The sequence below is a fragment of the Providencia sp. Je.9.19 genome, assembly GCF_051129765.1.
Taxonomy (GTDB): domain Bacteria; phylum Pseudomonadota; class Gammaproteobacteria; order Enterobacterales; family Enterobacteriaceae; genus Providencia.
In genome coordinates, this window is record NZ_JBCPSS010000004.1 from 243,649 (window position 1) to 256,624 (window position 12,976).

Annotated in this window: 15 protein-coding genes; 9 read left to right on the forward strand and 6 right to left on the reverse strand. The window is 35.8% G+C overall.

Annotated elements, in window-relative coordinates:
* The 5 genes from AAZR93_RS15750 to AAZR93_RS15770 all read right to left on the reverse strand — a co-directional run bounded on the left by AAZR93_RS15750 (window position 1) and on the right by AAZR93_RS15770 (window position 6,180).
* Window positions 1–405 (reverse strand): type III secretion system protein, encoded by a 405-nt coding sequence (locus tag AAZR93_RS15750; protein WP_294107047.1) that lies wholly within the window; start codon window positions 403–405, stop codon window positions 1–3.
* 123 nt (window positions 406–528) lie between these two features.
* The gene (locus tag AAZR93_RS15755; protein ID WP_434720356.1) at window positions 529–2,595 is read right to left on the reverse strand and encodes an EscV/YscV/HrcV family type III secretion system export apparatus protein; all 2,067 of its coding nucleotides are present in this window, start codon (window positions 2,593–2,595) and stop codon (window positions 529–531) included.
* A gap of 21 nt (window positions 2,596–2,616) precedes the next feature.
* Window positions 2,617–3,717: a type III secretion system gatekeeper subunit SctW gene (gene sctW, locus AAZR93_RS15760; RefSeq protein WP_434720357.1), complete on the reverse strand. Its 1,101-nt coding sequence runs from the start codon at window positions 3,715–3,717 to the stop codon at window positions 2,617–2,619.
* Window positions 3,708–5,411, reverse strand: coding sequence for a type III secretion system outer membrane ring subunit SctC (sctC, locus tag AAZR93_RS15765; protein WP_434720358.1), 1,704 nt, complete (start codon window positions 5,409–5,411; stop codon window positions 3,708–3,710). Before sctC ends, sctW begins: the two co-directional genes overlap by 10 nt.
* Complete coding sequence (locus AAZR93_RS15770) at window positions 5,401–6,180, reverse strand: helix-turn-helix domain-containing protein (protein ID WP_434720359.1); 780 nt, start codon at window positions 6,178–6,180, stop codon at window positions 5,401–5,403. Before AAZR93_RS15770 ends, sctC begins: the two co-directional genes overlap by 11 nt.
* 229 nt (window positions 6,181–6,409) lie before the next feature.
* On the opposite strand from AAZR93_RS15770, the gene AAZR93_RS15775 reads away from it, so the two are divergent.
* The 9 genes from AAZR93_RS15775 to AAZR93_RS15815 all read left to right on the forward strand — a co-directional run bounded on the left by AAZR93_RS15775 (window position 6,410) and on the right by AAZR93_RS15815 (window position 11,897).
* Window positions 6,410–7,612: a PrgH/EprH family type III secretion apparatus protein gene (locus AAZR93_RS15775; protein WP_434720360.1), complete on the forward strand. Its 1,203-nt coding sequence runs from the start codon at window positions 6,410–6,412 to the stop codon at window positions 7,610–7,612.
* Between the two features lie 34 nt (window positions 7,613–7,646).
* The gene (locus AAZR93_RS15780; RefSeq protein WP_434720361.1) at window positions 7,647–7,955 is read left to right on the forward strand and encodes a type III secretion apparatus needle protein; all 309 of its coding nucleotides are present in this window, start codon (window positions 7,647–7,649) and stop codon (window positions 7,953–7,955) included.
* 54 nt (window positions 7,956–8,009) lie between these two features.
* Window positions 8,010–8,306 carry a type III secretion system inner rod subunit SctI gene (sctI, locus tag AAZR93_RS15785; protein WP_294107040.1) on the forward strand — a complete coding sequence of 99 codons (297 nt, stop codon included), beginning with the start codon at window positions 8,010–8,012 and terminating at the stop codon, window positions 8,304–8,306.
* A 3-nt stretch (window positions 8,307–8,309) separates the two neighbouring features.
* Entirely contained in the window at window positions 8,310–9,059 is a 750-nt protein-coding gene (gene sctJ / locus AAZR93_RS15790; RefSeq protein WP_434720362.1) for a type III secretion system inner membrane ring lipoprotein SctJ, read from the forward strand.
* Window positions 9,043–9,615, forward strand: coding sequence for a hypothetical protein (locus AAZR93_RS15795; RefSeq protein WP_336430638.1), 573 nt, complete (start codon window positions 9,043–9,045; stop codon window positions 9,613–9,615). Before sctJ ends, AAZR93_RS15795 begins: the two co-directional genes overlap by 17 nt.
* Complete coding sequence (locus AAZR93_RS15800; RefSeq protein ID WP_434720363.1) at window positions 9,572–10,234, forward strand: hypothetical protein; 663 nt, start codon at window positions 9,572–9,574, stop codon at window positions 10,232–10,234. The genes AAZR93_RS15795 and AAZR93_RS15800 overlap by 44 nt, the downstream gene beginning before the upstream one ends.
* Window positions 10,212–10,694, forward strand: a complete 483-nt coding sequence (locus AAZR93_RS15805; protein ID WP_294107036.1) for a hypothetical protein — start codon at window positions 10,212–10,214, stop codon at window positions 10,692–10,694. Before AAZR93_RS15800 ends, AAZR93_RS15805 begins: the two co-directional genes overlap by 23 nt.
* 313 nt (window positions 10,695–11,007) lie before the next feature.
* The gene (locus AAZR93_RS15810; protein WP_294107035.1) at window positions 11,008–11,436 is read left to right on the forward strand and encodes a winged helix-turn-helix domain-containing protein; all 429 of its coding nucleotides are present in this window, start codon (window positions 11,008–11,010) and stop codon (window positions 11,434–11,436) included.
* A gap of 26 nt (window positions 11,437–11,462) precedes the next feature.
* The gene (locus AAZR93_RS15815) at window positions 11,463–11,897 is read left to right on the forward strand and encodes a YbaY family lipoprotein (protein WP_294107034.1); all 435 of its coding nucleotides are present in this window, start codon (window positions 11,463–11,465) and stop codon (window positions 11,895–11,897) included.
* Window positions 11,898–11,998: 101 nt separating this feature from the next.
* Here AAZR93_RS15815 and AAZR93_RS15820 read toward each other — a convergent pair whose 3' ends face one another.
* The gene (locus AAZR93_RS15820; RefSeq protein WP_294107033.1) at window positions 11,999–12,901 is read right to left on the reverse strand and encodes a LysR family transcriptional regulator; all 903 of its coding nucleotides are present in this window, start codon (window positions 12,899–12,901) and stop codon (window positions 11,999–12,001) included.
* Window positions 12,902–12,976 lie beyond the last annotated feature (75 nt).

Here is a 12,976-nt window from a genome sequence, read left to right on the forward strand (position 1 = left end):
TTAAGATAGCTGAGTTCTAAGTTCGTTTGCACGCTCAAAGAATTCGTCAAAACTATCAGAAAAAAGTTGAATATTATTGATAGCGGATTCTTTTAACACAGCAGAAAGAACATAAATATTATCAACGATATTTAATGCAGGTTGTCCTGGTTGAAAATTACGTGGTGGATATTCTAATAATGTGGTTAATAATGATGAGCTGACAGATTCTAAGTGACTATAATTACAATCAGCTAAATGACACCAAATAATAATATCATCCGTTGATAGATCAATATTAATTGGAGGGGTATCGCTCATCTCTAATTGAATATTAGAATGGCAATCTAATTGAGAATTAACTAAATCACTACGACCCATCGTATTTAAAAATTCATTTAGTACTTCTATAAATCGATATTTCACAGGTGTTTTCCTTATTTTATTTTAATGACAAATTGTTTGCTTATGACCATTAATAATTTAGTCATATTATTTATTACGTGAATTTATTTGTTACAGTGTTTTAACTATATAAACTTAATGATATTAAATTGTTTTAATCACATTCACTTTCACCATGTCAGAGACCTCATTAAAAGAGAGTACCTCTAACTCAGGGAAACGACCTTCGAGAATTTTCTTCACAAAGCGACGAATATCAACGGGTGCTAATATATTAATATCACGAACAGATAAGTAACTATTTTCTAAAGCGAGTTCAGCAGCTTGTATCAGTTCATTTGTTTTTTCAGGTTCTAAATGCAAATACACACCGCCCGATGATTGTCTAATCCCTTGACGTATAGAGTCTTCCAGCTCAGCATTAATCATTAACACATTCAAACGACCATCTACTGAGAAGCGAGAAGAAATATAACGCGCCATTGAACTGCGGATATGCTCTACCAACATTAAGCTGTCTTTTTCTTTTGGCACCCACTGCACCAGTGTTTCAATAATCAGTTTCATATTACGGACTGAAATTTTTTCCATTAATAAACGTTGGAATACTTCAGTGACTTTTTGCACTGTGGCATGGCGATAACATTCTTTTAGTAATTCAGGATATTTTCTCTCAAGATCATCAAGTAAGTTTTTAGTTTCTTGAATACCAAAGAACTCATTAATATGTCGCAGCAATAAAGTACTCACACAGTCAATAACTTCCGTAACATCATCACGTGCCATTAAGCCAAGTTGTTCAATATTATAAAGATGTTTATTTTCAAACCATGTACTAACTGAACCATATTCATCGGTAAATTTAATCAACTCCACGCCAAGATATTCTAACTCATCGTTCATCGTTAATAAACGATGACCATGGAAATAGACATCATATTCTCCCGCTTTTACTTCATTAATTAATACCACTATTTTATTTTCAGGAACAATAGGTGAATAGTTAATTGCGATATCTGGAATTCGATATCCATAACGAATAAAAATATCTTTTTTCATTCGTGATAAAAATTTACTCTCTTCTAGATGTTGCTTATAATTTTGATTGACAGAAATAATAATAGGTAAAGTTTCTGGAATATATTCTTCATCTGCCTCACTATTTTCTCGTTGCGTTTCCCCTTCGGTCACATCAGGATTCACACTTTCATTGACTAATTTCTTTTCATTTTGGTTAGCTTTATGTTTTTTGAAATACCGCACAACAAATAGAGCGATCAGCAGTCCCCCTAAAAATAGAAATATCGTCGTAGGAAAGCCTGGTAAGAAACCCATAGAAAGTACAATCAGTGCCGTAATTAATATTGTGAAGTCGTTAGCGAATAACTCAGAAACAATATTTTCACCCAAATTCTTATCATTACCGCCGACTCGGGTCACAATAAAACCAGCACTAATTGAAATAAGCAATGCAGGAATTTGCGCAACTAATCCATCACCAATGGTCAATAACGAAAAAGTATTCAACGCCGTTGAAACATCCATACCCTGCTGAGCGGTACCAACAGAAATACCACCAATTAAGTTAACAAAAATAATGATAATACCGGCGATGGCATCCCCTTTAATGAACTTCATTGCCCCATCAAAAGAACCAAATAACTGGCTCTCTTTTTCAAGATCTCCACGTTTTTCTTTAACTGTTGCCTCATCGATAACACCAGCACGTAAATCTGCATCGATACTCATTTGCTTACCGGGCATCGCATCTAGAGAAAAACGCGCCGCCACTTCTGCAATACGTTCAGAACCCTTTGTAATAACGATAAATTGCACAATGGTCACAATGGCAAATACCACCATACCAACGACTAAATTATCTTGAATAACAAATTCACCAAAGGTGGCGATGATATCCCCAGCATCGGCTTCTAATAAAATAAGGCGACTAGTACTAATTGATAACGCAAGTCGAAATAATGTACTGATTAACAAAATAGAGGGAAATGATTGAAAATTCAGTACGCGAGTTATATAAAAAGAACTCATAAAAATAAGCACTGAAATCATAATATTCAGGCCGATTAATAAATCGACAAGAATTGTGGGTAATGGAATAATAAGCATCGCAATAACCATAATCATGATAACAAGTACCATTAATTCTGGGCGATTACGGATCTGTAATAAAAATCCGGTTATATTTTTCATGGAATTATTTATCCTATCAAACTATGGCTGGCGGTGTAGAATTTGCTCCTGCACCATAATTTGGTCCATGAGTATTTTTAATTGTTCGAGAAGTTCATCCCTCGCGTCGAGTGACTGAAAGACAGTGATTGGGATCACCGAAAAAGCAATTAACAACAACTGTAAAAAACGGGCTCGCATATCGCTACTCATAACATGCAATTCTTCGTTAATAAAAGTAATCAATTCTTCTTCAAAACTAACTTGCCGACGAATGCCTCGGGTAAATAGCTGGCTCAACTCTTTTTCAAGCTGTAATTTATTTGCTTTTTCATTGCGACGAAAAAAACCAGATTGAAAAAATTGCTGACAAAAAACATGGTCTAAAGACTGTAATTCACGCAGTCGACCAACCCGATTAAAAAAGCTACCAAACTCACTAATATTAAGGTCACCTAATGGTAAAGCTTGTAAATCACAAGCAAGAGCTCGCCCTAAATAGCGCATCATATTTTCTCGCTCTTGGGCTTCCATCTCTTCAACCCATTGTTCATATAAATACACTACTGGTCCGTCATAACTGATAAATTCACGATATAACGTACGTAAATTATCTGCACTAAATTGCAGTTTTTTAGCAAATGCTCTCGCAATTAGTGCGACATTAATTCCCGCTTGCGCACTTCGTTTGGTATCTTCGGATTGCAACAGTTTCTCTAGCGCCTCGAGATTTTCAATCTGTTCTTTTTTTAATTTTTTACGATTGACTAACGCAGCAAGTACCATCAATAAGTCGCTGGGGTCCGTAAAATATTGCAATAAAAAAGCACGTAACTGTTTAGGGTTCATCAACTGTTTACTGAGTAAACCTTCTATATGCAGCACTTTTTCATCCGCATCTTTATCTAAGATACGATCAGCAAACTGCATCCACTCTTCTTCACTACCTTTCTTGGCACTTCCTCGACGAACATGGCTAGCAGCCAACATCGACATAGATGCATATTCACTGGAACTATCGATAACACCCGCACCACGAGATACTTCATCGGCATCATCGCTACTGCCACTTGATGGTGTACGACTTTTGTTTTGAGTGTTAACCGAAAATCGGTTATTGATGCTAAGTGGTGTTATTGCCATGACTCACTCATATATTGTTGAAGAAATTGAACCGTACCGTGTAATTGGCTATCACGGTTTGTAATACGTGTTTTTTCAGAGAATTGTCGACCATCCCATCCTTCATTTTCTTCTAACAGTCTTGGCTGGATTAAAAACAAACGCACCATTTTCTGTTGGTTAGTCGACGAATGACTAAACAATCCACCAACAAAAGGGAGATCGCCAAGGAATGGAATTTTACTTTCATTTTCAACATATTGTTCTCGAGTATATCCACCGATCAACAAGCTACTGTCCTTGGCGATACGAGCGACCGTATTAATACTGGTACGATTTACGGCGGGTAAACCCTCAACACTCGATGTTTTCCCAGCGCTATCGCGATTTTCTGCTCCATCCTCAATATTGACTTCCATTTCCACATGATTACCTGCTGAAATACGCGGCATCACACTCACCATCGTGCCGTAAGTCACTTGTTCGAGAGTCGCAATACGCTCACCTTGTAGCTTGGCGTAGAAACTGGTGTTGTTATCAAATAAAGCAGGAATATTTTCTTGTGTTAATAAAACCGGACGAGAAACAATATGGCCATTACCGCTTTTATTTAAGGCGTCAATCTGCAAAAGAAATTGTTGGCTATTCGATAATGTGCTGCGATTAAACGACACTGAGCCAGTGCCTGTTTTAAAAGTACCCACTTCCCAATTCACGCCCAAATTATCCAATTCAGAACGCGTAATATCGATGATCCACAATGAGAGTTCGACTTGGCGACGACGCATATCTAATGTATTAACTAATTGACGAACATAACGAATTTTTTCTTGGCTACCTTTAACAATCAAACTGTTACTATCAGGGTGAGCCACAAGCGAAAAAGCACTATTCGATGGCGCACGGGTCATCACCATGCGTTTATTAGTAGACGGTGCTAACTCACCAATCGGTGCATCCATCAATTCATCTATCGAGTCACCCGTTGAGTTAAGCGGTGCTGGAGGTGGCTGAATATGCAGAGTTTCCTCCATCCCAATGCCATTTTTAAATAAAGTATTAATGACCGTTAGCATGCCGGGGATCGTAATATTTTGTCCCCGTAGTGAATAACTTCTATCAGTTACAGATGCATGCTTGAGTGGAATAACTGCCACTTCACCACTGGATAACTCTTCTTTTTTGATTTGCTCAGCAAGATACAAAGATGCCGCTTTGATTAATTCAATATAAAGAGGCGGCCCAGAAACAAATAATAGACTTTCACCGCCTTGTGAACGTACAGGAAAGCGCGAATCATAAATGCCATTTCGTTGAATATAATTAAGCACCTGATTACTGCTAACATTATTTGTTGGAATAATAGCACTGCGCATTTCACTATTATCGTAAACATAAATGCCTGCGCCATCGTCATACCAAACCAATGCAATGCGACGAGTTAATGCTTTAAACATTTCATCTGCATTGGCTAAATTAAAATTACCCGTCACCTTTTTTTGGGCGGCTAATTTACTCAATATAATGGACTTATTAAGACGCTCTGCAACCGCATCAAAAACTTTACCTACTGCAATATTATTTGCCACAAATGTATCGTGATTCTTTGATTGCGTAACAGGCTCCGCCACAATAATTTCTGCATGCGCTGAATAAATATTCATACTCAGTAAAAAGAGTGTTAAACATAACACCCGATTTTTTTTACTGTTCATATAATGTTACTCCAATGTGCCTGATTTCCGATGGAGTCAGACCCAACTCTTTTTTAATGTCATTAGTAAAATGCGAAGCTGAGCAATAACCGGCTTCTAACCCCACATCTAATATTGAATCTTCACTTTCAATTAACTGCAAAATTGCATTAGCCATGCGAACGCTCATAATTTTTCTTTTCGCAGTTTTATTAAAGCTTTCTCTATAAAGCTGTCTAAAATAAGATGCGGAGATTCCATAACGAGCGCATAGCTGATTAATATTGGCATTTCTATCATCCTGCGCAGAAGAAAGAATAAACCGCATCATGCCATATGCCTCATAGCGTCTTAATACTTCACACCAGCTATCAAATATAGAGTGATGACTAATAATTAAATCAATCACAATATTTTTAATTGATGCTTTTAAAGGTAAATCTTCATTCAAGGAAATAAACTCATAGTTACAATTTTCGGTTACTTCAATAACTTCTTTTTTAGCCAAAAAAGCTTGCCCTGTTGCAGTGTCTATAATTGCTAGAATTTCGACTAATTCTGATAAATTCATTGAAAATAAATCCCAATGGGTTTTATCTATCAAGTCCCACTCATTCTCTTGGCAAATGAATATAGACTGATTTTCTATCGAAATATTTAAATTTGAATATATAGATTTATAAAAAAAAGGCGGTGCATTCTTATTTGGTATAGCCAAGACCAATTTGTCCTGCAAAGAAAAGCGACAGCCTCTACTTTCTAATAATATAGCAATATCTTTGTTTGACATTATCTGTAGGCCTTATCAATTAAGTTTAGTCGCTACAGAGTGAGTGATAGGATAAAAAATAACAAAGGAATACTCTGGAATCATTCATACTTTTCCGTCCAAATTATAAGTGTAAATGAATAAGATCAATTCAACTGACAAAAAAACTATTTTTTGCTTTACTTGCGGCCAATAGCTAATCCGATTAATCCATTACTAAAGTGAATTTAATTCCACGAGATAATTTTTTATGAACGACACAAATAACCGGGCTTGTATAATAAAAATTGCTAGCGGCCCCATGAATGGTCAAGAGCTAATGATTAATACAGATATGAATCTTATTATCATTAATAAAGACATTGATTATAGAACCGACATTAATGATGAAGGTTTCACGACTTACTATATTCCTAGTGATGGCAGCGCTTGTGAGTTTTCCATTATTACTGATGAAAATAATCCAAACGAAGGTATAGCCATTCGACTCAATGATAATGGCCTCAGCACCGACATTCCGGTTATTCTGCAACAATTACTTTTAGCTGACATTTTTCCTATCGCAATCAAAATGCAGGATTCCACTTGGGATAGCCCTCAAAATATCACCATCACTGAAAATTCGTTACTTGATTTCAAGCCAGAAGAAAAACAATCTAAAGTACAAAAAACGAGCTTTTTTAATAAACAAACTATGCTAGTATTTTTCTTCACGCTACTCTCACTCTTTGTTCTTTTTGTTACATTTCAATATATTCCTGCCCAAACAGCTGAGAATACGCAAAAGAAAACAAAGATGTTAGAACAGATTCTCCAAGGTAATCACGACTCAATCATTGTCACCCAAGGTATCAAAAATGAAAGTCTGATCTTAGTGAAAACACAACGGGATTCAGATTGGAGCATGCAACAACTTGTTAAAGCAAAGTACAATGAAAAATTCTCTATTAAAATAATGTCTAAATTTGAAAGTGAAATTGAAGAAAAACTCATTGACACAATTCCAGATATATTAAAAATCGAACTTAATAACCCTTGCCAACCAATAATAAGGAGCATCTCCAATAATCATTTAATTAATGATGAAAAGAATATAGACAAAATATTATCATCTTATTTTAACTGTAAAACAAAAATAAATTTAAAAACCATTACTTTTGATGAATTACTAAAAAAAGCTGAGTTAGGATTAACAGAAAGTAATGTTCAATGGCGTAAAATCACTAAAGATAATAAAGTTATCTTTATCGTAAAAGATAGTTTAAATGACAAACAAACTATTTCTTTAATCAACTTCACGAATTCATTTTATAAAAAATGGGGGGGGCATCACATTCAATTTTCGGTATCCCTTGTTAAAAACGAACTCGTGGGAAAATCGTTTGTCACCAATGCTAATGGTTATATTTTATTAGGTAATAACCATTGGTTTTTTAACTCAACCAGTTTTTAATTAATTTAATTTTCAAAAAAAGAGGAATTTACAAATGGCAGATACAATCCCAGGTTTAGATGGCAGTAATCGATGGGCAAAATCCGATCTTGAAGTAGAAGGGAGCGGTACAAATAATTTAGGTATGATATATCGCACCTCTGCGAGCATTAGCTCCAAAGCTAAGTTATTTGGTGACGAGCTAAATACAATACTCTCCAGTACCAATTTAGAAGTCGATAATCCGCTAGTCTTAGCGAAAATCACAGCAATGAGCGGCAATTATAATATGGCACGTCAATTACAAAGTAACTTTATGAAATCTATTAAAGAAACTGACCAAGCTATTATTCGTAACGTTTAATATTTAATAGAGCATCATTTAACATGATGCTCTGCATTATTTAGGAAATCATCTATGTTAACTATCACACCAAATTTATCAATAATAAGCCCGACAGAAATGACATCTGTTATACCATCAGGGATACCAATTGAAGACAAAGTTAAAAAGCTTTTTGCCGAATATTCCGTTTCTGTTAGCCAAGAAAAAGCAGCATTAATGGATAATGTGAATAGTATTGACCCAAGTAATCCAACTCAATTACTTCAATTTCAAAATCGAGTCGGTAATTACAGTCTTACCATGAATATGATTAGTACACTGACACATAAAAGTGTTTCAGCTATTGATACGGTCTTAAAAGCGCAATAAACCATGAATATTTTAAAGAAATTTATCTTAATTAGCTTTATTGGCTTATTGCTAGGATGTGACAACCAATTACTCCTGAGCCATCTAAGTCAAAGACAGAGCAATGAAGTACTCGCCATACTGCAAGAGCATGGTGTCGAGGCCACTCGCAAACAAGATAATAAAAATGGGGATTCAATTCGGGTTTTACCTGGTGACTTTGTGATTGCGGTAGATTTACTACGTCAATATAACTTGCCATCAAAAGAACCCGTGGAAATTATTCAAGCGTTCCCCGGCGATTCACTTGTGGCATCACCACAAGCAGAACGCACCCGTTTACTTTCTTTAATTGAACAGCGCCTCGAACAATCCTTACTCACGATCCCTGATGTGATTAATGCACGTGTTCATGTCAGTTATCCATTAAATGGCAATAATCCGGCAAAACAAACGCAAAATGTGTCCAGTTTGGTGACTTATTCTGGGAGTGAAGACCCAAAAATGATGATGAATAAAATCAAACTGTTTTTAACCAGTAGCTTTGCCGAAACTAGCTACGATAATGTCTCCGTCGTAATCGTCAATCGACCACCACTACAATACCAAATAAAATCCGCACCTGAATATTCATTTAACCCAATCATAATCGGTTCTATTATTGCCGCAATTTTGACACTTTTCGGAACATTACTATTACTTTTTCGCCAACAAGGTAAAAAGAAATCTGTTGTAAATAATGTGGAGAAACGGGCTGATGGCAACGCTGAATAACCTTCTCATTACGCAAGGGAATATTTTTCTGGCCCCTGGTTGTTATTTTCATAGTGACTTTAATGGGGTGGCCTATCATGACCTACCGCCTGTTTTACAAAGAAAACACAATCAGCAATTAATCCAGCAGTATTCTTTGCCTATGCCCAATGAAAAGACGCCGTTATTACCAAAGGTGTTATCCCAACATTGGGCACTTTTTCCTGAAGTTGCTTTAGGTTTAGGGGTGTTATTACACGCAGACCCCCTACCGTGGTGGGTGGAGCTTTCTCAATATCGAGCACTTCACACTCGTTTGAGTCGCCCACTTTGGCAATCAGAAAACCAACCATCAACGCCTCCACAAGTTTTAACTGCCCTTGGGGCACAGCAGCTGTTGTTATGTTTGGCCCCCTTTGGGGCGGCCTATACTCTGCGCGCAAAACATATGTTTAGCCATGAAACTCAGCAGCTTATACCGCCATCAGTGAAAACGATGCTACCTTGGAATACTATTGAAGAAACATGCCATTATGTCAGAGAAAACACCCCCGGATATCAAGCAAACCGTTGCTGAAAAAGTCTTAATCAAACATCAAGTATTAAGTACTGATAAGTATCGCAAAGCCGTCACTCAACAAGCTCAAAAAAAAGCCAATGAGTATTATCAGCAAGCAAAACAGGAACAAGAAGCGCTCTACCAAACCGCCTATCAACATGGCTATAACGAGGGTATTAAACAACTATTAGCCGATTTTATTAGTGTATTAGCAACCAGTGAAAAGCAGTATCAAGAGAAAGCTCGCGAAAGTGAAAGTCAGCTCACCAAGCTACTAACGGATTTTTTTGCCGATAACCGCCTACAGGAGATTGTGGCGCTCTATTTTGAAAAACAACAACATAAAGCAGCCGATATGGCATTACATCTTCCCGCGAACCTACAATCACGTTTTGCTGAAAATTGCGCTGACCTGAAATTATTAACTAGTACTGAAAATACCATCGCTTTAGAGGTCGATAATAAAATTACTTATTTCTCCCCCTCTGTCGCAACAAAAAATATCTTACCCCATGTATTTTCGGTACCGACACAGTGTCAGATTTTACAAGAACGCAAAAATGCCTATCAAAATTTGATAGAGCTCATGAATTTAACCGAAGAAAGAAATGACGATGCAAACCAACCTACAAATTAAAATGGCAACCACAGTACAGAATAATGCTCAGGTACAGCCTGAAAATATTCAACATAAAATAACCTCACTTTGGCAGGAAAAAAGCATGAAAACCGCAAGCAATAATCAGTACCAGAGTGACAAAATAAATCTATCCCCTAATGAAAAAAATAAGATTAATCAATTCATTAGTGAACTAAAGTCCAGAGAAGATAAGAAGGAATTTTTTGCCCATATATTTAAAACCATGATCCATTTAGGCAAAGATGAAAAACAAAATTTTGTAGCTGGTGTAGCACAAACATTCCAATCTTCAGATGATCCTGAGATGCAATCATTAAACACAAAATTCACTAAAGCATTATCCCGTTATATGTCGATCAGTTTGATGTCTATTCCTTTGACGAATCAACTTAACCATAATATAAGTAATGTAACTCTAGAAGGGGACAACGATGACGATGATATTGGCCCAATCTAATTTAGTGGATGATTTTTTTATTTAATAGACCTCCGACCAGTATTAATAGGTTTAGCTTACTTTTTTAATAAACTAAGCCTTATTTTTTGATAAAGATCAATAAATATAAAAAATACAAATAAGAAATTGATATATATTACCCCTAAATATAGTTTAAATTTACATCATCAATACACTTTGTCTTATTATAAAAAAACGCCTGAATTTTTTAGATATCTTATATAGCATCGTTTTTTTATATTGAACACCACTTTAGAGACAGTTAGGATGTATATAATTAATTTTCAATCAAACTATATTTGTGGGAAATACTATGAATAGCACTGACTATAATGAAAAAGAATCTATGGTTCTCTTATCTGAGCATGTTGTTTATGACCCGCTCAAACGCACACTTTCTCGAGGAAAAAAAATTATCAATCTTTCAGAAAATGAATCTTGTTTATTAAAGCTTGTTCTTATTAAAACAATAAGCAAAAGAGAAATCATGCATGAAATATGGGAAAAACGTGGAACTATCGTCACTGAAAGTAGCTATTACAAATTAGTCAGACAGTTACGTCAATCATTCAAAAAAGTCGAATTAGATGAAAATCTAATTATGACATTACCTCGAATTGGCATACTTTATACCGGCGAAAAATCAGAAATGCCGATATTATCAAAAAGAGATGAAAAGAAAAACGTCTATTCATATGTAAGATGCTTTTTCCAAAAAGTATTTAGCCGCTCATTAGTATAATTATTAATTACCAAAGAAGATTAATCATGTCAAAAACTAATACATTAAAAAATAACATATTTTTATTATTTATTTTTATGACAACCTGTATTCTATCTGGTTGCCACACACCTTTATCTACTTATTTTATTGCAGATACAGCTCAACATATTAAAGGTAATATCTATTCTCACTCTATCGATATTCCTGAAAATTCCACAATTACACTCTCTCTTACTTCGATAGAACAAAATGATAATCATGCCAAGTCGAATATTGATTATAGCTTTAGAACTCAAAGCGCTGGACGCAGTATTTCATTTGCCATCAAGCTTCCTGAAGAATTAATCATTAATCAAAGTAAATTAGGCATCAGCGTTAGAATAGAGAAAGAAGGTGAGTTGATCATGATGAGTTCTAAAATTATACCAATTACTGAGAATTTTTCTGATAATTTAATGCTGCTTGTGAATTCTATATAATTTAATTATATAAGCTAATAATCAAAAAATAAGAATAAAGATTATCTTCATATCATATGAATAACAAACATTCATAAATTAAAAGAATAATCCTCATTAAATCACTCTCGCTTTAAAAAAAACTGCTTAATAGTTTGTCTTAACCACTGATGTGCAGAGTCTCTATCCAAGCGAGGATGCCAAGCTTGAACAATAAATACTGACTCTAATTCAAGAGGCAAATCAATCTCGACGAGTGGAAGATTGATACTTTTAACCCCCTGCAACACATGACGCGGTAATGGCAAGATATAATCCGACTTCATCGTCAGCATCATTGCTGAATGAAAACCCGGTAATGTCAACGCCACATTCCGCTGTAGGCCAAGATCTCGTAGTGCATCATCTATAGGCCCTTGCGTTAACCCACGCCGTGAAACACTAATATGTGGATAATGGGTCAAACTCTCAGGTGTTACCTGCCCAATAATCGGATGCCCTTGACGCACCAATGCTTGAAAGGTACTGGTAAATAAACTTTGAGCTTTGATTTCAGGATGCCAATTCTGCGAAGAACCGATCACTAAATCAACTTTACCACTGCGCAATCCATCATCATCAATATCACTTTCAGCGATAAACTTTAAACTACTCAGCGGTGCCTTCTCTCGCAGCCCTTCTAACAATCCACCACCTAATGCACCAATAAAAATATCATTCGCTCGGATCGTAAATGTTCTTTCCAATCTTAAAGGATTAAATGCTTCATTGGGTTCAATCAATGCTTCTGCTTGTGCTATTAGACTACTAAGCTGCTGTTTCAATTCTAATGCACGTGGTGTTGGTACCAATTTTCGCCCTGCTCTAACCATGATCGGATCATTAAATTGCTCACGGATCCGCCCTAAAATCCGGCTCATCGCTGGGGCACTTAAATTCATTTTTTCTGCTGCTCCCCCCACACTTCCCTCTTCGAGTAACAGGTTAAGTGCATAGATCAAATTAAAATCAATTTTCTGCGGCATCGAGCCTCCTTTTTCCATCAACCAAATGGATTGCATTTTATGCAACAACTTATTTACATGATTTCATTTTAAACA

Coding starts and splice junctions, on each gene's coding strand:
- AAZR93_RS15755 (WP_434720356.1), bottom strand. CDS start 2,595: ATGAAAAATATAACCGGATTTTTATTACAGATCCGTAATCGCCCAGAA.
- sctW (WP_434720357.1), bottom strand. CDS start 3,717: ATGGCAATAACACCACTTAGCATCAATAACCGATTTTCGGTTAACACT.
- sctC (WP_434720358.1), bottom strand. CDS start 5,411: ATGAACAGTAAAAAAAATCGGGTGTTATGTTTAACACTCTTTTTACTG.
- AAZR93_RS15770 (WP_434720359.1), bottom strand. CDS start 6,180: ATGTCAAACAAAGATATTGCTATATTATTAGAAAGTAGAGGCTGTCGC.
- AAZR93_RS15775 (WP_434720360.1), top strand. CDS start 6,410: ATGAACGACACAAATAACCGGGCTTGTATAATAAAAATTGCTAGCGGC.
- AAZR93_RS15780 (WP_434720361.1), top strand. CDS start 7,647: ATGGCAGATACAATCCCAGGTTTAGATGGCAGTAATCGATGGGCAAAA.
- sctI (WP_294107040.1), top strand. CDS start 8,010: ATGTTAACTATCACACCAAATTTATCAATAATAAGCCCGACAGAAATG.
- sctJ (WP_434720362.1), top strand. CDS start 8,310: ATGAATATTTTAAAGAAATTTATCTTAATTAGCTTTATTGGCTTATTG.
- AAZR93_RS15795 (WP_336430638.1), top strand. CDS start 9,043: ATGGCAACGCTGAATAACCTTCTCATTACGCAAGGGAATATTTTTCTG.
- AAZR93_RS15800 (WP_434720363.1), top strand. CDS start 9,572: ATGTCAGAGAAAACACCCCCGGATATCAAGCAAACCGTTGCTGAAAAA.
- AAZR93_RS15805 (WP_294107036.1), top strand. CDS start 10,212: ATGCAAACCAACCTACAAATTAAAATGGCAACCACAGTACAGAATAAT.
- AAZR93_RS15810 (WP_294107035.1), top strand. CDS start 11,008: ATGAATAGCACTGACTATAATGAAAAAGAATCTATGGTTCTCTTATCT.
- AAZR93_RS15815 (WP_294107034.1), top strand. CDS start 11,463: ATGTCAAAAACTAATACATTAAAAAATAACATATTTTTATTATTTATT.
- AAZR93_RS15820 (WP_294107033.1), bottom strand. CDS start 12,901: ATGCCGCAGAAAATTGATTTTAATTTGATCTATGCACTTAACCTGTTA.